The sequence below is a fragment of the Curtobacterium poinsettiae genome, assembly GCF_025677645.1.
Lineage (GTDB): Bacteria > Actinomycetota > Actinomycetes > Actinomycetales > Microbacteriaceae > Curtobacterium > Curtobacterium poinsettiae_A.
The window spans coordinates 1030447-1054129 of sequence record NZ_CP106879.1 but is presented as its reverse complement, the minus strand read 5'-3'; the positions used below and the strand labels follow the sequence as shown (position 1 = coordinate 1054129).

The window sequence follows — 23683 nt, the reverse complement described above, 5'->3', positions numbered from 1 at the left end:
ACCCGGCGACGGGCCTCCCGTCCGTCTCGGTGGACTACTCCTCGACGATCTCGGCGAGCTCGAACGGCTCGACCGTCAGGCCGTCGCCATCGGCGGCAACGTCCACCCGGACGGTGTCACCGTCGCGGACGTCACCGGACAGGATGGCGCGGGCCAACCGGTCGTCGATCTGCCGCTGCATCAAGCGACGCAGGGGCCGCGCGCCGTACAGCGGGTCGTACCCGCGCTCCGCCAGCCAGCCGCGTGCCTCGGGGGTGACGGCGAGCTCGAGCCGGCGATCGGTCAGGCGGCGGGCCAGCCGGTCGACGTAGAGCGACACGATCTGGCCGAGGTCGTCGGCCGTCAGGGCCTGGAACACCACGATGTCGTCGAGACGGTTGATGAACTCCGGCCGGAACGCCTGCTGCACGAGCTCACGGACCGCTTCTTCCCGCTGCGCGTCGCTCAGGGACAGGTCGGTCATGAACTGCGACCCCAGGTTCGACGTCAGCACGAGGATCGTGTTCCGGAAGTCGACCGTGCGGCCCTGGCCGTCGGTCAGTCGCCCGTCGTCGAGGACCTGGAGCAGCACGTCGAACACCTCGGGGTGTGCCTTCTCGATCTCGTCGAGCAGGATCACCGAGTACGGGCGGCGGCGGACCGCCTCGGTGAGCTGTCCACCGGCCTCGTACCCGACGTACCCGGGCGGGGCACCGATCAGGCGGGCCACGGAGTGCTTCTCGCCGTACTCGCTCATGTCGATCCGGACGAGGGCCTTCTCGTCGTCGAACAGGAACTCGGCGAGGGCCTTGGCCAGCTCGGTCTTGCCGACGCCCGTCGGGCCGAGGAACAGGAACGAACCGGTCGGACGGTCCGGGTCGGAGATGCCGGCGCGGGTGCGACGCACGGCCTCGGACACGGTGGTCACGGCCGTGCGCTGCCCGATGATCCGGCGGCCGAGCTCGCTCTCGAGGTGCAGGAGCTTCTCGGTCTCACCCTGCAGCAGCCGGCCGAGCGGGATGCCCGTCCACTGCGCGATGACCGCGGCGATGTCCTCGTCGGTGACGCTGTCGTTCACCATCCGGTCGGCGCTCTCGGCCTGTTCGGCGGCGGCGAGCTCGGCCTCGATGCGGGGCTTCTCGCCGTACTCGAGCCGGGAGACGAGTTCGTAGTCGGCCTCGCGCTGGGCCCGCTGCGACCGCATGTTCAGGTCGTCGAGCCGCTGCTTGAGCTCACCGATGCGGTTCAGGCTCGCACGCTCGGCCTGCCAGCGCTGCTCGAGCTCGGCCAGCCGTTCCTCGCGCGTGTGCAGCTCGTTGCGCAGGGTCTCGAGGCGGGCCTTCGAGGCGTCGTCCTTCTCCTGCTTGAGCGCGAACTCCTCGACCCGCAGACGGTCGACGTTCCGCTTCAGCTCGTCGATCTCGACCGGGCTGGAGTCGATCTCCATGCGCAGACGGCTCGCAGCCTCGTCGATCAGGTCGATGGCCTTGTCGGGCAGCTGTCGCCCGGAGATGTACCGGTTCGACAGGCTCGCGGCCGCGACGAGGGCGGAGTCGTTGATCGTCACCTTGTGGTGCGCCTCGTAGCGTTCCTTGAGTCCGCGCAGGATCGCCACGGCGTCCTCGACGCTCGGCTCACCCACGTAGACCTGCTGGAAGCGCCGCTCGAGCGCGGCGTCCTTCTCGATGTACTCGCGGTACTCGTCGAGGGTCGTCGCGCCGATGAGCCGGAGCTCACCGCGGGCGAGCATCGGCTTGAGCATGTTCGAGGCCGCCACCGACCCCTCGCCGCCGCCGGCACCCATCAGGGTGTGCAGCTCGTCGATGAACGTGATGACCTGCCCGTCGGAGTCGTTGATCTCCTTGAGCACGGACTTGAGCCGCTCCTCGAACTCGCCGCGGTACTTGGCGCCGGCGATGAGGGCGGAGATGTCGAGCGAGATGAGCCGCTTGTCCTTGAGGGAGTCGGCGACGTCGCCGGCGACGATGCGCTGCGCGAGTCCCTCGACGACGGCGGTCTTGCCGACGCCGGGCTCGCCGATGAGCACGGGGTTGTTCTTGGTGCGGCGCGTGAGCACCTGGGAGACGCGCCGGATCTCGGAGTCGCGTCCGATCACGGGGTCGAGCTTGCCGCTGCGCGCGATCGCCGTGAGGTCGATGCCGTACTGCTCGAGGGCGGTCTTCTGTCGCTCTTGGGAGTCAGGAGCGCCCTGGAGGTTCGCCATGCGTTCCGTCCTTTCGTTGCGGTGGTCCTGGAGTTGAGTCTACTCCACTCAACTTAGGTGCGCTCGACGGTATTCCGGATCCCGACGGCGCAGACGACGGCACCCGCGAGCAGCAGGAGCGCCATCACCACCATGGCTCGGTGCAGCCCGTCGACGCTCACCTCGCCGCCGAGCACCACGCCGGCCAGTGCGACCGTGACGAGTCCGGCGATGCGCGCGACCGCGTTGTTCACGGCCGAACCGGACCCGGCTTCGGACTGCGGCACCGACCCGAGCACCGCGCTCGTCAGGGGCGTGACCATCAGGGCGATGCCCACGCCGATCAGCACCAGCCCCGGGAACACCGACCACCAGTACCCGGTCGGATCGTCGCCGGCGAGCAGCAGCAGGAGCGCCCCGACCGCGCCCACCGCCGGCCCGGCGGCCATGAACCACCGCGGGCCGAACCGACCCGCCGCCGACCCGACGGCGGTGGAGAGGGCGAGCAGCATGATCGTCGGCGGCAGCGTCGCGAGGCCGGCGAGCCAGGCCGGGAACCGCCACACCTCCTGCAGGAACAGCGTGACGACGAAGAACACCATGCCGAGCGCCCCGTAGATGGACAGGGTCGCGAGGTTCCCGACCGTGAAGTTCCGCGCCCGGAACAACTCGAGCGGCACGAGCGGCGAACCCGTCGTCCGCGTCACCCGCAGTTCCCACGGCACGAACGCCACGAGTGCGGCGGCACCGAGCACGAGCGCGCCGACCACCACGGGCGCACCCCACCCCAGCCGCTCCTGTTCGATGAGGCCCAGCACGACCCCGCCGACACCCACCACGGCGAGCACGGCCCCGACGACGTCGATGCGCGGGCGGACGGCGGGGTGCACGTCGCCGGTGATGCGCAGGACCAGCGGGATCGTCACGGCGATCGGCACCGCGGTGAGCACGAAGACCCACCGCCACCCGATGCCGTCCACCACGAGCCCGCCGACCACGGGGCCGAGGATCGTGGCCGCACTCGACCACGCCGTCCACGTGCCGATGGCCTTCGCCTGCGCCGCCCCGCGGAACGCCGCGACGATGAGGGCGAGCGCGCTCGGCATGACGAGCGCCCCGCCGACGCCCTGCAGCGCCCGGGCGACGATGAGCACCTCGCCGGTGGGGGCGATCGCGCACACCACGGACGCGATCCCGAAGACCACGAGTCCCCACGTGATGATCCGGACCCGGCCGAACAGGTCGGACAGGCTGCCGGCGACCAGGATGAGCGAGCCGAGCGTGACCAGGTACGCGTCGACGACCCACTGCTGCACGACGAGTCCACCGCCGAGCTCCTGCCGGATCGCGGGGAGTGCGACGTTCACGACGCTCGAGTCGAGCCCGACGACGAACGACGCCAGGATCGCCACCACCAGCACGATCCGCCGGTCGTCCCGGAGGGGCGCGACCCCGTGCGGCGCGGGGACGGGAGCGGGAACGGTCATGTGCTCATCCTGCGGCACGGGGGACCCCGCGGTCGATCCCGCACGACGAAGCCCCCGCGACCGGTGTGGTCGCGGGGGCTGCCGACAGGACGGGGCTGGGTGTCCTAGTTCTGGGAGTAGTGGCGGGAGTCCGCGTTCGGCTGCACCGACGGCTCCGGGTTGACGACCGGCTGCACCGGCGCCGCCGGCCCGGCGGTCGTGTTCTGCACGGTACCGTCCGCGCCCTTGGCCTTCTTCTCGTCGTCCGACATCTCCTTCTTGAAGATGTTGATCGACTGGCCGAGGCCCTTGGCGAGCGCCGGGAGCTTGGTCGCGCCGAACAGCAGGATGACGATCCCGAGGATGATCAGCAGGTGAAGGCCGGTCAGGTTTCCGAGCATCATGACTCCTTGATCTGGAACTGGTCGCCATCCGGTGATCGTCGTCGACCCACGCGGCGAAAGTCCGTGTGCCCCCATCGTAACTCCCCCGCCCCTGGATGCCCAGGCCGGCCCCCGGAACGGACACCGTTCGCACAGGGAAGCACCCCGGTCACCCGAGCACGCGGTCGATGCTCCACAGCACGGGTGCCTCGCGGAGCGCCGGGATGTCGGCCTCGGTCACGCCGCCGAGCCGGAACACCACACGCTCGCCGGGCAGCAGCGTCATGAACCCGCGGTCGACCGTTCCACCGGCGGCGACCCGGTCCGGCTGCACCAGCAGGTCGCGGACGAGCGAGTCGGCCTCGACGGTCAGGTCCAGGCCACCGTCGACCACCGCGAACGAGGTCCGGTAGCGCGCCGGCTCCCACCGCATCGCGGCGTCGGGACCGGGGGTCCAGACCGCGCGGCGCCAGTCCATGTCGGCGACGATGAGCTCATTGGCCGGGTCGTCGACGACACCGACCGACTCGGGCAGGGCGACGACCGCGACGCCCGCGGACGACAGCCGGACCGGCAGTGACACCTCGGCCAGGATCGTGCCGGCCGTGGTGATCCGGCGCACCCGCACCACGCTGTCGTGCCCGGTGCGGGTCGACCGGACGGCCACCTCGACGGGCGAGGACCCGAAGGCGCCGGGCGAGACCCCCAGCGAGAGCGTGTCCGCGAGCTCGCCCAGATCGGCCGTCTCACCGACCGCCGCCGATGCACCCGGGTGATCCGGGCCTCCAGTCCGCTCCGCACCCGGCGTGACCGGGACCGACGACACCGGACGGATCGTCAGCAGCACGTCGTCGTACAGGCGGCGCAGTTCGTGCGCGAGCGGCTTCAGCCGCCCCGCCGAGTCGATCGCCGACCACGACGACACCGGCCACAGGTCGTTCAGCTGCCACACCACGACACCTGTGTTGCGCGGCCAGTGCGTGCGCCAGTGCTCGATGCCGGTCGCGATCGCCCGCGCCTGCTGCAGCTGCGTCAGGTAGTGCCACGCGTCGAACGCGGCCGGGCCGACCGCGCCGAAGCGCGGCTCCAGCCCGCGGGCCAGCTTGGCCATCCCGTCGGCCGCCTTCTGGTGGTGGACCACACCGGGCGAGTCGACCCGCAGCGGCGCGTCCGTGACCGCGTCGCGCAGCGTGCGCCAGGCGGGCGGCGCCTGCCAGCCGAACTCCGACACGAAGCGCGGCACCGACTCGCGGTAGGCGGTGTCGGGCAGCCGGTTCCAGACGTCCCACGAGTGGTGCGTCTCGTGGTCGACCTCGTTCGCGGGCAGCGACTCGGAGCCGGACCACGGCGACGCGACCGTGTAGAACCGCGACGGGTCGACGGCGTCGACGATGGTCGGCAGCAGGTCGAGGTAGTAGTCGAGTCCCCAGCCCCGATCGCCCAGCTCCGCACCCCAGCCGTCGGCGTCGTGCAACCAGATGTTCTCGTTGTTGCCGTTCCAGACCACCAGCGAGGGGTGGCGGGCGAGGCGGGCGACGTTGTCCCGCGCCTCGGCGATGACCTCGCTGCGGATCGGCTCGACCTCGGGGTAGGCCGAGCACGCGAAGGGGAAGTCCTGCCAGACCAGGAGACCGAGTTCGTCGCAGACCTCGTAGAAGTCGCGCGATTCGTACACTCCGCCGCCCCAGACGCGCACGAGGTTCGTGCCGAGGGATGCCGCGGCACCCAGCCGGGACTCCAGTCGCGCGCGGTCGACGCGCGAGACGATGACGTCGTCGGGGATCCAGTTGACGCCCCGGACGTCGATGAGCGTGCCGTTGACGTGCACGGCGAAGGGGCGGCCGATGCCGTCGACCTGGGTCTCGATTCGGGTCGACCGGAAGCCGGTGCGGAACGTGTCGCGGTCGAGCACCTCGCCGTCGACGGTCTGCAGCTCGACCACGACGTCGTACTGCGGCTGCGCGCCGTAGCCGCGTGGCCACCAGCGCCGCGCCTCGGGGACGCGGACGGTGACGACCGTCTCGTCGTCCTTCGGGGTCAGCTGCGCGCGGGACCGCTGGCGCGTGGTGCCGCCGTCCTCGGTCTCGCCGCTGACGGTGACGACGAGCACGAGGTCGTCGTCCTCGCCGTCCTGGTCCAGGTCGTTCATGCCCGAGCGCTCCACGGTGATGTGCGCGTCGAGCACGCCCTCACCGGCCTCGACGTCGACGAGCGGGCGGACCTCGCGCAGGCGCGCGGTCGACCACCGCTCGATCGCGACCGGCCGCCACGGACCGCTCGTGACCGCCGTCAGACCCCAGTCCCAGCCGAAGTTCGACGCCATCTTGCGGACGTACGGGAACGGCTCGTCGTACGGACCGGGCATGCTGCCGGCCTTCGCGGCGACCCGGCCGGCCTCACGGTAGGGCGACTCGAACAGGATCTCGAGGTCCTTCGTGGTGCCGCCGGAGCCCGTCTGCACACGGGCGTCGAACCGGTACCGGCGGTGCATGTTGCGGGTCGTGCCCACGACGACGCCGTCCAGGCTGAGCTCAGCGACCGTGTCCAGACCGTCGCAGACCAGGTCGACGCGCTCGTGACCCCGCGGGTCGACGTCGACCGCTCGGCGGTAGGCCCAGTCGGCGCGGCCGACCCACTTCGCGGCCTGCTCGTTCAGGTGGAACGTCGGGTCCGGCAGCAGGCCCTCCCGCTCCAGGTCGGTGTGCACCTGGCCCGGCACCGTCGCCGGGATGGTGCGGCCCGCGACACCGTCCGGCGCGCCGGTTCCTCCGGCCATCGTCACGGTCCAGTCGTCGCGGAGTTCCTCGCGTTCGAGGGTCATGCGGGTCCTTCTCTTCGGCGGCAGGGTTTCCGTCAGCCTCGGTCGGTGCCCCCGGCCGGCGTCCGACCCGCGGCCGGTTCCCACGGCCTGGAGGCGCGGCACCGGTTGCCCGGGCGTCGTCACGTCGCGCGCACGAACGGGTTGCGCTCGCGCGAGGGGTGCTCGGCGATGCTAGTACGGGATGCTTTCGGCAACCTAGGTGGTGACAGGGGCGGGTCGCGCGGGCAGGGTGGGAACGTGATCACCGTCGAACTCGCCAGGTCCCTCCGTGACGCCGGTCTCCGCTGGCACCCCGAGACCGGGGACCGGTTCGTGATCGACAAGCCCGGCATCGACGACGACGTCTACACGGTGTCCGAGATGACCGTCGAACGGCACGACTCCCCCACCGGCACGATCCTCGGCTTCAACGGCACCACCGAGTGGGCGCTCGACTCGGTCACCGCCACCGAGTCGCTCTGGCTGCCCCGTGAGGACCAGCTGCGCGAACTGCTCGGGCCGTCGTTCGTCGGGCTGACCCGTGTGCAGGTCGGCGGTCGGGTGGTCTTCACCGTGACGGCGACGATCGGCGGCACCGACCGCAGCTTCGCGTCCGAGGTGCCGGCGATCGCCTACGGACAGGCGCTGCAGGCGTACATCACGGCGGCGCTCGCGTGACGCGAGACTGAACGTTCCCGGAAGGCGCGCTGAGGGACGTTTGGTTGCATGGAGTCATGACCGTTCCGAACATCACCCTGAACGACGGCAAGACCATCCCGCAGCTCGGCTTCGGTGTCTTCCAGATCGACCCCTCCGAGACGAAGGCCGCCACCCTGGCCGCGCTCGAGGTCGGCTACCGCCACATCGACACCGCCGAGATGTACGGCAACGAGAAGGAGGTCGGCGAGGCGATCGCCGAGTCCGGCATCGACCGTTCCGAGATCTTCGTCACCTCCAAGCTGAACAACGGCTTCCACGCCCCCGAGGCTGCGCTGGAGAACGGCAAGAAGTCGGCCGACCTGCTCGGCGGCTACACCGACCTGTTCCTCATCCACTGGCCGCTCCCCACCGTCTCGGACTTCGTCCCGACGTGGAAGGCCCTCGAAGCGCTGTACCACGACGGCACCGCCCGCTCGATCGGCGTCTCCAACTTCCAGGCGCACCACCTGCACCGCCTGCGTGCCGAGACCGACGTCCCGCCGTCGGTGAACCAGATCGAGGTGCACCCGTACCTCGTGCAGGACGAGCTCCGCGCCGTCAACCGCGAACTCGGCATCGCCACCGAGGCATGGTCCCCGATCGCGCAGGGCCTGGTCCTGGACGACGAGACGATCACCCGCATCGCGGGCTCGGTCGGCAAGTCCCCGGCACAGGTCGTCCTCCGCTGGCACATCCAGCGCGGCGACATCGTGTTCCCGAAGTCGGTCACCCGTGCCCGGGTCGAGGAGAACTTCGCGATCTTCGACTTCGAGCTCTCCGACGAGGACATGACCGACATCTCGGGCCTCGACAAGGGCCACCGCACCGGTCCGGACCCCGACACGTTCGACTACGTGCCGGCCTGATCGGTCCCGGCACCGCGCCACACGACGAGAGCCGCCCGGGGTCACCCCGGGCGGCTCTCGTCGTCACCGGGAGGTCGCGACCGACGCCGTGACGGTGAACTTCGCGGTCCGCACGACCTGTCGCGTCGGACCCACGAGTCGTTCCAGCACGGGTCGGTACCGCAGGTGGGAGTTCCAGACGCACCACAGTTCCCCGCCGGCCTGGAGGATCGTGGCCGCGTTCCGGAACATGGCTTCGGCAGCGTCGGTGGTCACCGTCGTGTCGGCGTGGAAGGGCGGGTTGCACAGCACCAGCTGGGCGGAACCGCTCCCGAGCTCGTCCCCCGCGTCGGTCTGCACCACGGTCACCCGGTCGCCCACCCCGTTCGCCTCCGCCGTCGCCCGCGTCGACTCGACGGCGATCCGCGACACGTCGGTCGCGACCACCCGGACCGCGGGCCGCCGGAGGGCGACGGCCGCGGCGATCACGCCGTTGCCGCTGCCCAGGTCGACGACGGTCCGGGCACTCGGTACCGCGGCGTCGACCTCGTCGAGCAGGACCCGCGTGCCCTGGTCGAGCGAGGTGCCAGCGAACACGCCGCCGTGGGCGACCAGGGTCATGCCGAGGTCGTCGACGTGCACCGACCTGGGCCACGGGTTCGTGACCGCAGCACGGTTCGCCTGAGCACGCAGCGGGTCCTGCGCGATGAGCAGGCGCGACTTGCCGCGGCCACGCGACGCGGTGACCTCGCCGAACGACCGACGCAGCACGTCGTTCTGCGACGCGTGCATGTACTTCACGTTGCCGCCGCACAGCAGGACGACGTCGGGCGCCGCGAACCGGGCGACGGCTCGGGCGATCTCGTCCAGACGGTCGTGCGACTTCGACAGCCGCAGCACGACGAGCCGGACGTCGCGGAAGGCGTCCTCGAGCGTGTCCGGGTGGTGGAAGCCGCGCAGCCCGAACGTCCCGGCGTTCGCCTCGAGCGCCCGTTGGCCGACGAGCGAGTCCTGCACGACCCGGAGGTTCGACGCGCCGTACTGCGTGATGAGCCCGAGGGTCAGGACGCCGTGACGGTCGTCGACGACCGCCACCTCTCCGGGCTGCCGGAGCGCGTCGCCGTGCACGTGCGGGGCCTCGTCGATGAGGAACCGGTCGGTGCCGTCGATCGCGATGAGGTCCGGGGCGGAGTCGTCGCGGCGGCGGAAGAGGTCGGCGAAGTCGGGCACCGCGTCAGCGTATCCGGGCGTCGCTGCGTCGTGGGCATCGCACTCGGCATGTTCACCGCGTGGGTATACGAAATGTCAATATTCTGGACATTCCCTACCCCAAGGAGCCCCCATGGCACCCTCTCCGTTCCGGAGCGCCGCAGTCGCCTGCGGCATCGTCACCGCATCACTCGCCTTCGGCGTCCTGACCCCCGACGTGGCGACCGCCGCGAGCGCGGACGCCCCGACCTCGTCCCGACCGTCCGCGTCCGACGCGGTGTTCGTCCCCGACCTCCCGGTCGACCCCCTGCTCGAGTCCCCCGCCATCTCGAGGATCGAGGACACGTTCGCCGGTTCACGCGCGGTGACGGGGTTCGCGGGGACCGACGACGTGTACCTGCTCGACGGGGACGAGACGGTCAGCCGATGGGCCGGCGGCCAGGGCTTGTTCCTCCTCCGCGCCCTCGACAAGTACCGCGACACGGGTCTCGACCTCGTCCGCGTCCACATCGCAGCCGACGGCACGGCGACACGGACGGAGCGCATCCCGCTCCCGCGCACGCTCCGGGTCGACGGACTGCGGGCGGAGAACCGGTTCGTCCCGGGCCCGAAGCGGTTCGAGGGCACGGCGACCGTCGGCGCGACGATCACCGCGACGGACACCGTCACGGGTACCACGCTCTTCAGGACCGAGGTCCCGTCGGCCCGCTCGGCCGTCGGTACCTGGAGCGCCGAAGCCGACCTGACCGCGGGCGACCACACGATCACCTTCAGCCAGACGCTGCCGGACGGCCGGAAGAGCACGATCGAACCGGTGGTCTTCTCGGAAGGCACCGGTGCGACCCCTGCTGCTCCGCAGGTGCAGCCGTCGGAGCGCCGCCTCGACGGGGACTTCACCCTGTGGGGCGCGGTCGACGACCGGACGGTCGCTGTCGAGGTGCGCACCGCCGGGGGCACGAGCGTCGGCGAGACACGGGTCGTCGACGGGGAGTTCGTGGCGACGGTCCCGCAGGAGCACCTCGGTGCCGCGCTCGAGGTCGTCGGGATCTCCGAGGACGGCTCCGAGTCCCCCGCGACACGGGCCGAACTCCTGCCGCTCGCCGTCGACCCGGACGTCGAGGCGCCGGGTGTCCGCGACGTCAACGTCCTGCCGAACGGATCGATCCAGCTCGTCGGCGACGTCAAGAGGACGGCCGGGCTGCAGGTGCTCGACGGCGATGTCGTCGTCGCGCACATCCGTCCCGACACGGCCGGGTGGAGCTTCACGATCGGCCAGGCGCACACCGGGCGACAACTCGACCTCGTCGCGCTCGCCTTCAACGGACAGCACTACTCCGCGACGTCCGAACGCCTGGCACTCCCGCGCCTGCTGCAGGTCGACGGCATCCATCAGCAGAACGAGTACACGCCCGGCACACGTCGGTTCAGCGGCTCCGCCGAGGCAGGCGCCACGGTCGTCGCGACGGACCAGCACGGCGCAGAGCTCTTCCGTACCCGGGCGGTACAGACCCGCTCCGGCGTCGCCGCGTGGTCGGCGTCCGCCGAGCTGACCAGCCGCGACGGGTACGAGGTGACCTTCACGCAGACGACGGCCGACGGCCGGACCTCGGTCATGCAGGACATCGCATTCACCCCCGCGACGGACGAGACCCAGCCGATCGAACCGGCCACGGTGCAGACGACGGCCGTCTCGGCCGGCGCCCTGAACACCTTCACCGGCACCGCCACCCCGAACGCCTCGATCCGCGTCCTCAACGCCTGGGGCACACAGATCGTCCCCGGCACCGTCACCGCGGACGAGGACGGCGACTGGAGCTTCCAGCGCGTCGTCTCCACGGGAGCCACGAAGTTCGACTTCGTCATCGAACAGACACTCGACGGCACCGTCGACACCAGCCGCGTGTTCAGCATCGCGGCGGCGGCAGCCCTCCGGGATGCATCGGTCGCGACGTCGTCGGTCTCCCCGGGCGTCCTGAACACGTTCACCGGCACCGCCACCCCGAACGCCTCGATCCGCGTCCGCAACGCCTGGGGCACACAGATCGTCCCCGGCACCGTCACCGCGGACGAGGACGGCGACTGGAGCTTCCAGCGCGTCGTCTCCACGGGAGCCACGAAGTTCGACTTCGTCATCGAACAGACACTCGACGGCACCGTCGACACCAGCCGCGTGTTCAGCATCCGCGCATCCTGACGGGGCGGGCCCGGCCGTGGTGCACCTCCCCGGCCGGGCCCGTCGCCGTGATCAGCTCGTCACGACCGCGCCACCGCGCGCGAGGTGCACCCGAGCGTTGCCCCAGTCGTTGTCCGACACGTGGAACCGGTTGTCCGGATCCCCGAACCGCACCGCGACCGCCAGCGCGGGTTGCGTCACCGCGAAGGCGTTGTGGTGGATGGATCCGTCGTTCGCACCGGCGCGGATGTTCACGCCGACGCGGGTGGCGCTCACACCACGGACGGAGTTGTTCCGGGCGACTGCGGCCGCGTTCGAGTGGACGAGGCAGATCGCGTTGTCGGCACTGGACCGCACGCGGTTGCCGTCGAGCACCATGCCACGCGTCAGCTTGACCAGGATGCCTGCTTCCCCGCCGCCTCCGTATCCGGTCACGACGTTCCCGATGACCCGTCCGGTCGCGCGGGGACGCGTCGATCCGACGGTCGTGCCGGCACCGCTGACCAGGATCCCGGAGCCTGCGGGCAGCCCGGCGCCGCGCGTGACGACGTTGTCGGCGATCACCAGGTCGATCGGCGCAACACCCGTCTGCGTCCGGTCGTCGGGGTCCTTCGACGGCACGGCCGCGATGCCCACGCGGCACGCCGTGACGACGTTCCCGCGGATCTCGATGCCCTCGCCGGCATGGGTGTCGATGCCCTCCCACGCCGGGACGCCGCTGACGTGGTTGTCCACGACCCGGACACGCGCCGACCGCCGCGTGACGTCGGGCGTCGCGGTCGCATCCCGGGTCAGCGCGATCCCGTACGAGTTCACGCGACCCCGGGGCTGCCGGACGTCGGACACCCGGTTGCGGTCGATGACCCCGTCCACCACACCGACGCCGAGCACCCCCGCGTACCCGACACGGTCCATCGTCGTCCCGGTCACCCGGAAGTGATCGCAGTACTCGAGGTGGACGCCGTCGTGCGGCAGGTCACGGAACCGACCGCCTCGCACCACGACCCCGCGGAGTGGTGCCAGCCGGTCACCCATGACGGCGATCCCGTGGCCCTCGCCCCCACTCTCGCTGCCGACTCCGCGGATGTCGGCATCGACGATCTCGACACCGGACGCCGTGACGACCACTGCGGTGGCCGTGGTGACCATCCTGATACGTCCTTCCTCGGTGAACCGGATGCGGACGGGGCGGTCCACCACGAGACTCCGGGAACGCACCCACTCGCGGTCGATGACGATCGCACCGCCGAGGGGAACGGCCCGCAGCGCGTCCTGCAGGACGTCCTGGTCAGCGTCGTCGGCGGCTCTCGTCGCGGTCGTCCTCCCCACCGCACCCAGGAGCGCAGCTCCACCCGCCAGCGCCGCGGCCGCCGTCAACAGCGTGCGGCGGCGAACGGTGCAGCTGCTCGCAGGGCCACCGCCCGGTGTTCGGCTGCGCATGGCCCCTCCCCGAAGACACTCGACCAGGCGGGGTCGCCGTGGGTCGCCACCCCACCGTAGGGGCACGAACACCGCTCGTTCGAACACTCCACATGTCGCGGCGGGCCCATCCCGTATCGGCAATGCGCACCATCGTCGATGAAGCTTCACGTCTGATATGTTACCCGCAGCCGGCAGAGCCGGCCCGGCTCGGCACCTGTCGATCCGGACTCAGTGACGAGGAAGACGAACGCATGACGAGAACACCCCGTTCGATCACGGCAGTCGGTGCCGCAGGGTTGACGGCCCTGACGATCGCTGCTGCCGGCCTGACACCGGCACAGGCCGCATCGACGCACGAGACAGTCCCCACCCTGGTCGGTCCCCTGGTGACGGAGACGTCCGCCTTCGCCGGCGACCCGACGACGCCGACCTTCGGCTCACCGACGGTCGTGGCCGCCGGGCAGGAACTCCCGGCGAACCGCACCCGCACCCTCGAAGCCGCCCGGGCCGCCGCCGTGCGGTGGGTCATCCCCGCCCCCGGCGCGGTCACCACCGTCCGCCCGGTCTCCGCGCCGGAGCTCTGCCTGACGGCCGGCACCGCATCGATCACCAGCTCCTCCCCGGTCACCCTCGAGACGTGCGAGCCCGGGGACGCCAAGCAACGGTTCCGGACGGCTGCGAACTCGGGCTCGAACAACCCCGTCGGCACCGGCCTGCAGTCGACGTACAACCGCGGTTTCCTCGGCCTGTTCAACACCGACGGCGTGATGCGGCTGCAGTCACAGAACGTCGCCGACCGCGTGCCCACGATCGAGGACTTCGTGCCGTCCTTCAGCGCGTCCGTCGCCTCGGTCGACGTCCTGTCCCGCAGCGCGCAGCTCTCCGGCACCGGGACGCCGTCGGCCACCGTGCTGATCGACGGTCGGAACCCGCAGCGGATCGACGCCGACGGGCGGTGGAGCGCACGGGTGACGAACCTGCCGCTCGGCACGAGCACGCTCGCCCTCGAGCAGTACGAGGGCACCGAACGCACCGCCACGGCCGACCTCGACGTCACCGTCACGGCCGCGCCGTTGACGATGGAGACGACCATCGAGCCCGACGAGCGCACCGAACCCGCGACCGCCTTCGGCACGGCACAGCCCGGTGCCGAGGTCCGGCTCTTCGGTCCGACGGGAGCCCAGCTCGGTACGTCCGCCACCGCCGACCCGGACGACGGTTCCTGGAGCATCACGATCCCGGCGCCGGGGACCGGCGGGGTGCTCCGGGTGACGGGGGCGCAGTTCATCGACGGCGCGCGCGACACCGAGCACGAGGTGGAACGTGACGTCGACTACGGCGCAGCGGTCAGCATCAGCACCCCTGAGGACGGCGACGCGCACCGCGGTGGGCCGGTCTCGATGTCGGGCGGTGGAGAGCCGGGATCCTCCGTCGAGGTCCTCGACGTGTCCGGCGACGAGGACCGCGTCGTCGGCCGGAGCGACGAGGGCGTCCTGCCGAGCGGTCGCTGGTTCGTCGAGACGGACGACCTCGACCGCGCCGAGCACGTGCTCCGGGTCGTCCAGCAGTCGAAGGGCGCGAACACCACGGTCGCCGAGGTCACCATCAACCCGGGCGCGACCGGACGCCTGACGCCCGCGCGTCTCTCCGGTCCGGAGACCGTGATCCCCGGGGTCTCGAACCGGTTCTCCGGCACCGGCGAACCGGGGGCGTCGTACCGCGTGCTCAACGCGTCGGGGACGCAGATCGTGCCGGGTACCCGCACGGTCGACGAGGACGGCAACTGGAGCTTCGACCGCGTGGTGACGGCCGGCGCGATCAAGTTCGAGTTCGTGATCGAGCAGACGAAGGACGATCAGGGCCCGGAGACCTCCGACCTGTTCAGCATCGACGCGAACGAGGGCCTCGATCCGATCATCGTCGACACACGCGCGGTCGACCCGGGCGAGGTGAACACGTTCCAGGGCTCCGGTCCGGCCGGCGCGACCATGCGCGTGCTCAACGCCTCGGGGACGCAGATCGTGCCGGGGACGGTCGCGGTGTCCGAGGACGGTGACTGGAGCTTCCAGCGCGCCGTGTCGCGTGGCGCAACGAAGTTCGAGTTCAAGCTCGAGGTCTCGGTGTCCGACGTGCAGTACACGTCGTCGCTCTACACAGTGTACGCGAACACCCGCTGATCACCGCGCGCACAGTTCGCCCCCGGGATCGGCGATCCCGGGGGCGACGTGTCCGCGCAGAGCCGTCAGCGCGGCCCGCGGTAGAGGACGATCTGCGTGTTCCGCTGGGGTCGTGCGCCGGCGCGCAGCGACACCGCAGCCCCCGTCGTCGTCGCCGCGAACACGCGCGCACCGGGACGGTTGATGAGCTGGTCGGCCAACGCCGACTCGAGCTCGCGCACCCGGTCGCGGAGTTCCTTGTTCTCGTTCTCCAGGTCGAGCACCCGCCGGATCCCCTCCAGCGACACCCCCTCGGAGCCGAGGCGCGCGATCTCGCGCAGCTGCGCGACGTTGCGCATGGAGTAGCGGCGGGACCCACCACGGGTGCGCCCCGGCACGACCAGGCCGAGCCGGTCGTACTGGCGCAGCGTCTGCGGGTGCATCTCGGCGAGCTCCGCCGCCACCGCGATCGCGAAGACGGGCGAGTTCTCGTCCATGTCGGTCATGGCGCGTTCCTTTCCGTCGTCCGCGGGGTCCTGGAACCAGTCTGGAGGAACGGTGCGGCTTCCTGACGGAGCCGCACCGTTCCTCCAGACCGGTTCTACTGCTGTGCTGGCGTGACGCTAGTCACGCGCTTTCGCGAGGAGGTCCTCGCGAGGGTTCTCGTCGGGCAGAGCGGCCGCGAGCGCCTCGACGGCCTCGCGCTGCTTGTCCGACAGGTGGGACGGCACCGCGACCTGGACGGTCGCGAGCAGGTCACCCGTGCCGTTCTTGGTCGTGACGCCGCGGCCCTTGACGCGCAGGACGCGACCCGACGGCGTGCCGGGAGCGACCTTGAGCTTCACGGGCGAACCACCGAGCGTCGGCACCTCGATCGTCGCGCCGAGCGCCGCCTCGGTGAACGTCACGGGGACGTCCACGCGCAGGTTGAGCCCGTCGCGCTCGAAGACCGGGTGCTTGCGCACCGACACCTGGACCACGAGGTCACCGGACTCCCCGCCGTCGGGCGAGGGTTCGCCGCGCCCGCGCAATCGGATCTTCTGCCCGTCCGCGACCCCCGCGGGGATCCGGACGTTCACCGGCCGGCCGTTGCCCTGCGACAGCTTGACGGTGTCACCGGCGATGGCCGTCGTGAAGTCGAGTGTCGTCGACGCCGTGACGTCACGACCCTTCGTCGGCCCGCCGAAGCCGCGGTAGCCGCCGGAGGTCTGACCGAAGCCACCGCCGCCGCCGAACATCCCGCCGAGGATGTCCTCGAACCCCCCGGCACCGCCCGCGCCACCCTGGCCGAAGCGGACGCGCTGTCCACCGCCGCCCTGCTGCCCGAACATCCCGCCGAAGACGTCCTCGAACCCGCCTTGGCCTCCGCCACCCGCGGTGAAGCGAGCGCCGGACCCCATGGCACGGACCTGGTCGTACTCCTGACGCTGCTCCTTGTCGGAGAGCACCGAGTACGCCTCACTGATCTCCTTGAATCGGTTCTCGGCGGCGGCGTCACCCGGGTTGGAGTCCGGGTGGAACTGCCGCGCGAGCTTCCGGTACGTCTTCTTCAGCTCGGCGTCGGAGGCGTCCTTGGACACGCCGAGGACCTTGTAGAAGTCCTTGTCGAACCAATCCTGACTGGCCATGGATCACCTGCCTTCTTCTGTCGTCGCCACGGGGACCCGGCTCAGGCCGGGACCGCCACCGCGACCTTGGCCGCGCGGAGCACGCGCTCACCGAGCTTGTAGCCCGGCTCGACGACGTCCGCGACGGTCTGTCCGGTGGCGCCCGGTGTGGGGAGCTGGACGATCGCCTCGTGGATGTTCGGGTCGAACGCCTCGCCCTTCTCGCCGATCTGCACGAGCTTGAACTTCTCGAAGCCCCCGCGGATCTTCTGGCCGATGACCTGCATCGGACCCTCGGCGAGGTCACCGTGAGCCTCGGCACGGGTGAGGTCGTCGAGCGCGGGGAGCAGTGCCCGGACGACCTCGGCGATGGCGACCTCGCGGTTCGCCTCGCGGTCACGCTCGACGCGCTTCCGGAAGTTCACCAGCTCGGCCTGCGCACGGAGCATGTCCGCACGCATCTCGGCGACCAGGTCGCGGTCCTCGGTGCTCAGCTTGTCCTCGGCGATGCCGCGGGCGGCGTCGGCGAGCAGGGCCTCGTCCTCCGGGGAGAGGTCGTTCGCCGCGTCCGCAGCCGGGCCCCCGGCGGCGGGGCCGTCCGTCGGCACTTCGACGTCGGGCCCCTCCGCCTCGATGAGGTCCTCGGGCTCCTGCGCGTTGGTGGCGTCGCCCTCGACCTGGGGCTCGCTCTCCTCGGGCACGTTGTCCTTGGGATCCGTCATCGCTACTTCTTGTCCTTGTCGTCCTCGTCGTCCACGACCTCGGCGTCGACGATGTCCTCGTCGTCCGCCTGGGCCTGGCCGTCGGCGGTGGGCTGCTCGCCACCGGCCGCGGCGCCCGCGTCCTGCTGCGAGTAGATCGCCTGACCGAGCTTGCCCTGCGACTCGTTGAGCTTGTCGAAGGCGGTCTTCACGGCGTCGTCGTCCTCGCCCGCGAGTGCGGACTTGAGCGCGTCGACGTCGGCCTGCACTTCGGACTTGACGTCCGCGGGGAGCTTCTCGTCGTTCTCCTTGATGAGCTTCTCGATCGAGTAGACGAGCTGCTCGGCCTGGTTGCGACGCTCGTTGGCCTCGCGACGGGCCTTGTCCTCGGCGGCGTGCTCCTCGGCCTCGCGGACCATGCGCTCGATGTCCTCCTTCGGCAGCGACGAGCCGCCGGAGATGACCATCGACTGCTCCTTGCCCGTGCCCTTGTCCTTCGCGGACACGTGCACGATGCCGTTGGCGTCGATGTCGAACGTGACCTCGACCTGCGGCACGCCACGGGGAGCCGGCGCGATGCCGGTGAGCTCGAAGGTGCCGAGCGGCTTGTTGTCGCGGGTGAACTCACGCTCGCCCTGGAAGACCTGGATCGCGACCGACGGCTGGTTGTCGTCAGCGGTCGTGAAGGTCTCGCTCCGCTTGGTCGGGATCGCGGTGTTGCGGTCGATGAGCTTCGTCATCAGGCCGCCCTTGGTCTCGATGCCGAGCGACAGCGGCGTGACGTCGATGAGCAGGACGTCCTTGCGCTCGCCCTTCAGCACACCGGCCTGCAGCGCGGCGCCCACGGCGACGACCTCGTCCGGGTTGACGCCCTGGTTCGGCGACTTGCCGCCGGTCAGCGACTTGACGACCTCGGCCACGGCGGGCATACGGGTCGAGCCACCGACGAGCACGACGTGCGCGATGTCGTTGACCGAGACACCGGCTTCCTTGATGACGTCGTTGAACGGCTTCTTCGTGCGGTCGAGCAGGTCGGAGGTCATCTGCTCGAACTGTGCGCGCGAGATGGTCTCGTCGAGGTTCAGCGGGCCGTCGGCGGTGAGCGTCAGGTACGGGAGCTGGATGTTCGCCGACATCTGCGACGAGAGCTCCTTCTTGGCCTGCTCAGCCGCTTCCTTCAGGCGCTGCTTGGCGATCTTGTCCGTGGACAGGTCGACGCCGTGCTCGTCCTTGAACTTCTTGATCAGGTGGTCGACGATGCGCTGGTCCCAGTCGTCACCGCCGAGGCGGTTGTCGCCGGAGGTCGCGCGGACCTGGATCGTGGAGAAGTCGTCGTCCTTGCCCACCTCGAGCAGGGAGACGTCGAACGTGCCGCCACCGAGGTCGAAGACCAGGATGAGCTCGTCTTCCTTGCCCTTGTCGAGGCCGTAGGCAAGCGCGGCAGCGGTCGGCTCGTTGATGATGCGCAGGACGTTGAGGCCGGCGATCTCACCGGCGTCCTTCGTGGCCTGGCGCTCGGCGTCGTTGAAGTACGCCGGCACGGTGATGACCGCGTCGGTGACGTCCTCGCCGAGGTACTGCTCGGCGTCGCGCTTCAGCTTGCCGAGGGTCCGGGCCGAGATCTCCTGCGGCGTGTACTTCTTGCCGTCGATCTCGACGGTCCAGTCGGTGCCGATGTGACGCTTGACGCTGGCGATGGTGCGGTCGACGTTCGTCACGGCCTGGCGCTTCGCGGTCTCGCCGACGAGCACCTCGCCGTCCTTCGTGAACGCCACGATCGACGGCGTGGTGCGCATGCCCTCGGCGTTCGCGATGACGGTGGGCTCACCGCCCTCGAGCACGCTGACGACCGAGTTGGTGGTTCCGAGGTCGATGCCTACTGCACGTCCCATGTGGTGATGCTCCTCTTGCTAGGGGTAAGTCGTTGGACTTGCGTCCGATGGACTCAACTCTACTCGGGACCGCGGCGACGTCAACCCAGGAAGGCAGAAGTTGCGTCGAACCCACTCAACTCCCAGTAAGCAGTGTCGCACCAGTATGTGTATTTCACATGATATTCTGGATGTACATGCCGCGGCGCTCATCGTCGCCCGCGTGCTTCCCTCCCGCACAGCCGCCGTCGCGCGGCTTGTCCTGAAAGATGCACATGTCTCACAAGAAGAGGGCCTCGACGGCCTTCAAGTCCATGGGCGCGGCCGGGCTGGCCGCCGCCACGATCGTCAGCGGGTTGTCCTTCGGCACCGCCCCCGCCTCAGCAGCGCCTGAACTAACGGCAACGAAGACACTTGTCGGCACGTTCAAAGCAGTTTGGGGTTCCACTGGATCGTGGAAAGCCTCGAGCCAGGGCCTGGCTGGTGCCGTATCAATAACCACCCATTCGTCCTACGCTGCGGCACTTTCTGCAGCAGGCACAAACACTGTTTACAAGGTCGGCAATAATTATCAGCTCTATTACAACAGCACAGAATGCTTCTGGCCCCTCACTAATTACCACGACTATCCCGGTACGGTACTCACTCAAATCAATAGCGAGTACAAGTGCAGGACGGGAGCATCGGACACGCTGTGGTCTATCTCCTCCGACGGCACTCTCACGAGCGTTTCCGCGAACCGACCGGTCGGGTCGACGTCCTACTCGACAAGCATGAAAGCTACTAAGCTTGCTCTCGGGTCCACGGGGTACAAGTTCACGGACTTGGATCGGTTGATCAAGGAGAAGAGTACGACCCCGCTGACCGCGTCGGTGTCGAAAACGAACAACATTGCGAAGTCGGCGATTATCTCAGGGTCGGCAACACCGAACGGAACGGTGACGATCGGGTCGAAGTCGGTGAACGTGTCGAATGGTGGCACGTGGTCGATGACGGTGGAAGGGCTCTCGGTTGGGACCCAGACGTTGACGGCGAAGCAGCGGTTCAACAACGCCGACGTCGATGAGAAGCCCGTCACGGTGACGATCGTGGAGGGTGGCACCGTCGTCGGTGTCGACCACGGCCCGGTCGACCTGACGCGTGGCGAGAGCACGCAGGTGCCGTTCCTGGTGCAGAACAACGAGACCCGTTCGAACATGAAGGGCTCGGTCACGCTGACCGCGCCGACGGGCACGACGTTCGCGGACGGACAGGCGACGGTCGCTGCCAGCTATCGTTCCGGCACGAGCGGTGACTTCCGTCCCTACACGCCGCTGGACCTGAAGAACGGTGTGCGTTCGGACGGGAACACGAAGATCACCTTCGACCTGGACACCGCTGGCGGCAATATGGTCGCCGGCGAGCAGTACCAGTACATGCTCAACGTCACGACGCCGGCCGATGCCGCCGCAGGCTCCGGGCAGATGAGCTTCACCTACTCCGGCGACAGCTCCAAGGGTGACTACCGTGCCGAGGGGAAGACGACCACGAACATCGAGGTCGCGCAGCGTGCGCTGACGGCTGCAGTCGACTCGATCGACCACGCAGCCGGCAGCGCGGTCCTCACGGGCACGGCGACGCCGGGTGCGACGATCGTCGTCGGTGAGCAGAGCGCGACCGCGAACGAGGACGGCGACTGGAGCCTCGAGGTCCCCGGCCTGGAGTCGGGCCCGAACAGCCTGCTCGTGGAGCAGAAGATCGGCAACGACACGGTTGACTCGAAGCCGGTCACGGTCACGATCAACGACGCCGCGATCGTCGGGCAGGACGGCGCAGCTGCAACCCTGCAGCGCGGCGAGACGACGAAGGTCGAGGCGCAGTTCCAGACCAAGGGCGACGTGTCCCGTCCGGATGCGCAGGTGACGTTCACCGCGCCCGAGGGCACCACCTTCGCCGAGGGGCAGAACACCATCGAGGGCTCCTACAAGCGGCCCGGTGAGGACTGGACGAACCGTTCCGCCACCCTCACCAACGGCGACCTGTCGATGGACGGCAAGACCTACACCTTCACGTTCAAGCCGACCAGCAGCACGTGGACCCTGCCGGACGCGTCGCTGCTCCGTTGGAGCATCGAGGTCGAGACGCCGGCGGAGATCGCAGACGGAACGCCCTCGATGACGACCACGCTCGCCGGAACGGCGGTCGAGGGGTCGTTCGACACGTCCAGCACCACCGCGACGACCATCGCCGCTCCGCTCACGGCGGCGGTGGACTCCGTGGACGACGACGCGATGTCCGCGGTCATCTCCGGGACCGCCACGAAGGGTGCCGAGGTCTCCATCGGTGACCAGCGCACCACCGCCGACGAGACGACGGGCGCCTGGAGCATCACTGTCACCGGTCTGGAGGACGGCGACAACGAGCTCACCGTCGTCCAGAAGGTCAACGGCGTCGAGGTCGACCGCAAGACCGTCACCGCCACGGTCGAGCGCGACACCGAGCTCGCGCCGATCACCCTCTCGGGCCCGGCTTCGGTCACTCCGGGGCGCTCGAACACGTTCACCGGCACCGGTGAACCCGGCGCGACCTACCGCGTGCTCAACGTCTCCGGGACGCAGATCGTCCCCGGCACGCTGGACATCGACGAGAACGGCAAGTGGACGTTCAACCGCGTCGTCTCCAACGGCGCACCGAACTTCCGCTTCGTGATCGAGCAGACCAAGAACGGCCAGACCACGAAGTCCGAGCTCTTCACGGTCGACGCCACCGCCCTCGCGCCGGTGACCGTCACCACGCCGGCCGCCGTCCGCCCCGGTGTCTCGAACACCTTCACCGGCACCGGTGAACCCGGCGCGACCTACCGCGTGCTCAACGCCTCCGGGACGCAGATCGTCCCCGGCACGCTGGACATCGACGCACAGGGCAACTGGACGTTCAACCGTGTCGTCTCCAACGGCGCACCGAACTTCCGCTTCGTGATCGAGCAGACCAAGAACGGCCAGACCGAGAAGTCCGAGCTGTTCACGATCAACGCCGCGGCGCTCACCCCGGTGACCGTCACGACGCCGGAACGGGTCACCCCGGGTCGCTCGAACACCTTCACCGGCACCGGTGAGCCCGGCGCGACCTACCGCGTGCTCAACGTCTCCGGCACCCAGATCGTCCCCGGCACGTTCGAGATCGACACACAGGGCAACTGGACGTTCAACCGCGTCGTCTCCAACGGCGCACCGAACTTCCGCTTCGTGATCGAGCAGACCAAGAACGGCCGGACCGAGAAGTCCGAGCTGTTCACGATCGCCGCCGCGGACTTCGCTCCGGTGACCGTCGCCAACCGTTCCGTCACCCCCGGTGTCGTGAACACCTTCTCCGGCACCGGTGAGCCCGACGCGAGCTACCGCGTGCTGAACGTCTCCGGCACGCAGATCGTCCCCGGAACGTTCGAGGTGGACGGGCAGGGCAACTGGACCTTCGACCGCGCGGTCTCCCGCGGTGCGACCGAGTTCCGGTTCGCCCTCGAGCTGACCAAGAACGGCAAGACCGAGCGCAGCGAGCTCTTCACGCTGCCGGCCGACACCAAGTAGCACCCCGGCCCCTCCCGTCCACGAGACGGGAGGGGCCTCCCTTCTTCCGCACGGCGTCAGCGCCGAACGAACTCCTCGGAGAGGAAACCCGATGAACACCACGCTCCGCCGCGGCCTCGCCGCAGCATCCATCGCCCTCGTCGCCGCGATCGGCGTCACGGCGTGCAGCTCGTCCGAAGCGAAGGACCCGAAGCCGACGGCCTCGAGCACGACGAAGGCGGCTGAGACCGTCTACAACGAGTGCATCGACGGTGCGGTGCAGCTCTGGGACGAGAACGCCGAGTCCGACGAGACGATCACGACTGACGACTGCGCTGCGGCGAACCTCATCAGCTCCGACCGCACGTACGCGCTCGGCTCGGTCGGGACCATCACCGTCGAGGCCAGCAACGCCACCATCACCGTGTCGTCGACCAAGAAGGTCTTCTTCAGCGGCTCGAACAACACCCTCACCTACAACGGGGAGGCGCCCGAGGTCGACGACCAGGGGAAGGGGAACACCATCACGGCAGCCGGCTGAGTCCGACCGCCGACGGCACCGAGGAGGGGACGGGAGCAGTCTTCCCGTCCCCTCCTGCGCGCCGTATTGTTCTTTCAGATGTGATG

17 protein-coding genes are annotated in these 23683 nt (G+C 69.7%); 6 read left to right on the top strand and 11 right to left on the bottom strand.

From position 1 onward, the window contains the following. Positions 1–34 precede the first annotated feature (34 nt). The 4 genes from OE229_RS05220 to OE229_RS05205 form a co-directional block, all read right to left on the bottom strand. A complete protein-coding gene (locus OE229_RS05220) occupies positions 35–2203 on the bottom strand; it encodes an ATP-dependent Clp protease ATP-binding subunit (RefSeq protein ID WP_259580339.1) in 2169 nt (722 codons plus the stop codon). 53 nt (positions 2204–2256) lie between these two features. After that, entirely contained in the window at positions 2257–3669 is a 1413-nt protein-coding gene (locus tag OE229_RS05215; protein WP_262136808.1) for an MFS transporter, read from the bottom strand. 104 nt (positions 3670–3773) lie between these two features. Further along, entirely contained in the window at positions 3774–4052 is a 279-nt protein-coding gene (gene tatA, locus OE229_RS05210; protein ID WP_374222206.1) for a twin-arginine translocase TatA/TatE family subunit, read from the bottom strand. A gap of 148 nt (positions 4053–4200) precedes the next feature. Further along, the gene (locus OE229_RS05205) at positions 4201–6852 is read right to left on the bottom strand and encodes a glycoside hydrolase family 2 protein (RefSeq protein ID WP_262136806.1); all 2652 of its coding nucleotides are present in this window, start codon (positions 6850–6852) and stop codon (positions 4201–4203) included. A 237-nt stretch (positions 6853–7089) separates the two neighbouring features. Here OE229_RS05205 and OE229_RS05200 point away from each other — a divergent pair, with 237 nt between their 5' ends. Both OE229_RS05200 and OE229_RS05195 read left to right on the top strand, forming a co-directional pair. Continuing rightward, complete coding sequence (locus OE229_RS05200; RefSeq protein WP_182064588.1) at positions 7090–7509, top strand: pilus assembly protein CpaE; 420 nt, start codon at positions 7090–7092, stop codon at positions 7507–7509. Between the two features lie 56 nt (positions 7510–7565). Then, positions 7566–8396, top strand: coding sequence for an aldo/keto reductase (locus OE229_RS05195; RefSeq protein WP_182064587.1), 831 nt, complete (start codon positions 7566–7568; stop codon positions 8394–8396). 63 nt (positions 8397–8459) lie between these two features. Here the strand turns inward: OE229_RS05195 and OE229_RS05190 are convergent, their stop codons facing one another. After that, complete coding sequence (locus OE229_RS05190) at positions 8460–9605, bottom strand: class I SAM-dependent methyltransferase (RefSeq protein WP_262136805.1); 1146 nt, start codon at positions 9603–9605, stop codon at positions 8460–8462. Positions 9606–9717: 112 nt separating this feature from the next. On the opposite strand from OE229_RS05190, the gene OE229_RS05185 reads away from it, so the two are divergent. Then, on the top strand, positions 9718–11778 hold the full coding sequence (locus OE229_RS05185; RefSeq protein ID WP_262136804.1) for an Ig-like domain-containing protein: 2061 nt from the start codon (positions 9718–9720) through the stop codon (positions 11776–11778). 51 nt (positions 11779–11829) lie between these two features. Here OE229_RS05185 and OE229_RS05180 read toward each other — a convergent pair whose 3' ends face one another. Beyond that, complete coding sequence (locus tag OE229_RS05180; RefSeq protein ID WP_262136802.1) at positions 11830–13086, bottom strand: right-handed parallel beta-helix repeat-containing protein; 1257 nt, start codon at positions 13084–13086, stop codon at positions 11830–11832. Positions 13087–13430: 344 nt separating this feature from the next. Here OE229_RS05180 and OE229_RS05175 point away from each other — a divergent pair, with 344 nt between their 5' ends. Beyond that, entirely contained in the window at positions 13431–15356 is a 1926-nt protein-coding gene (locus tag OE229_RS05175; RefSeq protein ID WP_262136800.1) for an RICIN domain-containing protein, read from the top strand. Between the two features lie 65 nt (positions 15357–15421). Here OE229_RS05175 and OE229_RS05170 read toward each other — a convergent pair whose 3' ends face one another. The 5 genes from OE229_RS05170 to OE229_RS05150 all read right to left on the bottom strand — a co-directional run bounded on the left by OE229_RS05170 (position 15422) and on the right by OE229_RS05150 (position 20592). Then, on the bottom strand, positions 15422–15832 hold the full coding sequence (locus OE229_RS05170) for a heat shock protein transcriptional repressor HspR (RefSeq protein ID WP_263345265.1): 411 nt from the start codon (positions 15830–15832) through the stop codon (positions 15422–15424). Between the two features lie 126 nt (positions 15833–15958). Continuing rightward, positions 15959–16963, bottom strand: a complete 1005-nt coding sequence (locus tag OE229_RS05165; RefSeq protein ID WP_182064582.1) for a DnaJ C-terminal domain-containing protein — start codon at positions 16961–16963, stop codon at positions 15959–15961. A 41-nt stretch (positions 16964–17004) separates the two neighbouring features. Next, on the bottom strand, positions 17005–17664 hold the full coding sequence (locus OE229_RS05160; RefSeq protein ID WP_259581455.1) for a nucleotide exchange factor GrpE: 660 nt from the start codon (positions 17662–17664) through the stop codon (positions 17005–17007). Positions 17665–17666: 2 nt separating this feature from the next. Then, positions 17667–19535 (bottom strand): molecular chaperone DnaK, encoded by a 1869-nt coding sequence (dnaK, locus tag OE229_RS05155; RefSeq protein WP_259581453.1) that lies wholly within the window; start codon positions 19533–19535, stop codon positions 17667–17669. Positions 19536–20274: 739 nt separating this feature from the next. Further along, positions 20275–20592 carry a hypothetical protein gene (locus tag OE229_RS05150; protein WP_262136797.1) on the bottom strand — a complete coding sequence of 106 codons (318 nt, stop codon included), beginning with the start codon at positions 20590–20592 and terminating at the stop codon, positions 20275–20277. Between the two features lies 1 nt (position 20593). Here OE229_RS05150 and OE229_RS05145 point away from each other — a divergent pair, with 1 nt between their 5' ends. Continuing rightward, positions 20594–23077, top strand: a complete 2484-nt coding sequence (locus tag OE229_RS05145) for a hypothetical protein (protein WP_262136795.1) — start codon at positions 20594–20596, stop codon at positions 23075–23077. A 91-nt stretch (positions 23078–23168) separates the two neighbouring features. Beyond that, a complete protein-coding gene (locus OE229_RS05140; RefSeq protein WP_259581449.1) occupies positions 23169–23597 on the top strand; it encodes a DUF3060 domain-containing protein in 429 nt (142 codons plus the stop codon). The last annotated feature ends 86 nt before the right edge of the window (positions 23598–23683 follow it).

What these genes read in the sequence shown, in the direction of transcription:
- OE229_RS05220 (WP_259580339.1), bottom strand. Translation starts at nt 2,203, where the DNA reads ATGGCGAACCTCCAGGGCGCTCCTGACTCCCAAGAGCGACAGAAGACC.
- OE229_RS05215 (WP_262136808.1), bottom strand. Translation starts at nt 3,669, where the DNA reads ATGACCGTTCCCGCTCCCGTCCCCGCGCCGCACGGGGTCGCGCCCCTC.
- tatA (WP_374222206.1), bottom strand. Translation starts at nt 4,052, where the DNA reads ATGATGCTCGGAAACCTGACCGGCCTTCACCTGCTGATCATCCTCGGG.
- OE229_RS05205 (WP_262136806.1), bottom strand. Translation starts at nt 6,852, where the DNA reads ATGACCCTCGAACGCGAGGAACTCCGCGACGACTGGACCGTGACGATG.
- OE229_RS05195 (WP_182064587.1), top strand. Translation starts at nt 7,566, where the DNA reads ATGACCGTTCCGAACATCACCCTGAACGACGGCAAGACCATCCCGCAG.
- OE229_RS05185 (WP_262136804.1), top strand. Translation starts at nt 9,718, where the DNA reads ATGGCACCCTCTCCGTTCCGGAGCGCCGCAGTCGCCTGCGGCATCGTC.
- OE229_RS05175 (WP_262136800.1), top strand. Translation starts at nt 13,431, where the DNA reads ATGACGAGAACACCCCGTTCGATCACGGCAGTCGGTGCCGCAGGGTTG.
- OE229_RS05170 (WP_263345265.1), bottom strand. Translation starts at nt 15,832, where the DNA reads ATGGACGAGAACTCGCCCGTCTTCGCGATCGCGGTGGCGGCGGAGCTC.
- OE229_RS05165 (WP_182064582.1), bottom strand. Translation starts at nt 16,963, where the DNA reads ATGGCCAGTCAGGATTGGTTCGACAAGGACTTCTACAAGGTCCTCGGC.
- OE229_RS05160 (WP_259581455.1), bottom strand. Translation starts at nt 17,664, where the DNA reads ATGACGGATCCCAAGGACAACGTGCCCGAGGAGAGCGAGCCCCAGGTC.
- dnaK (WP_259581453.1), bottom strand. Translation starts at nt 19,535, where the DNA reads ATGGGACGTGCAGTAGGCATCGACCTCGGAACCACCAACTCGGTCGTC.
- OE229_RS05140 (WP_259581449.1), top strand. Translation starts at nt 23,169, where the DNA reads ATGAACACCACGCTCCGCCGCGGCCTCGCCGCAGCATCCATCGCCCTC.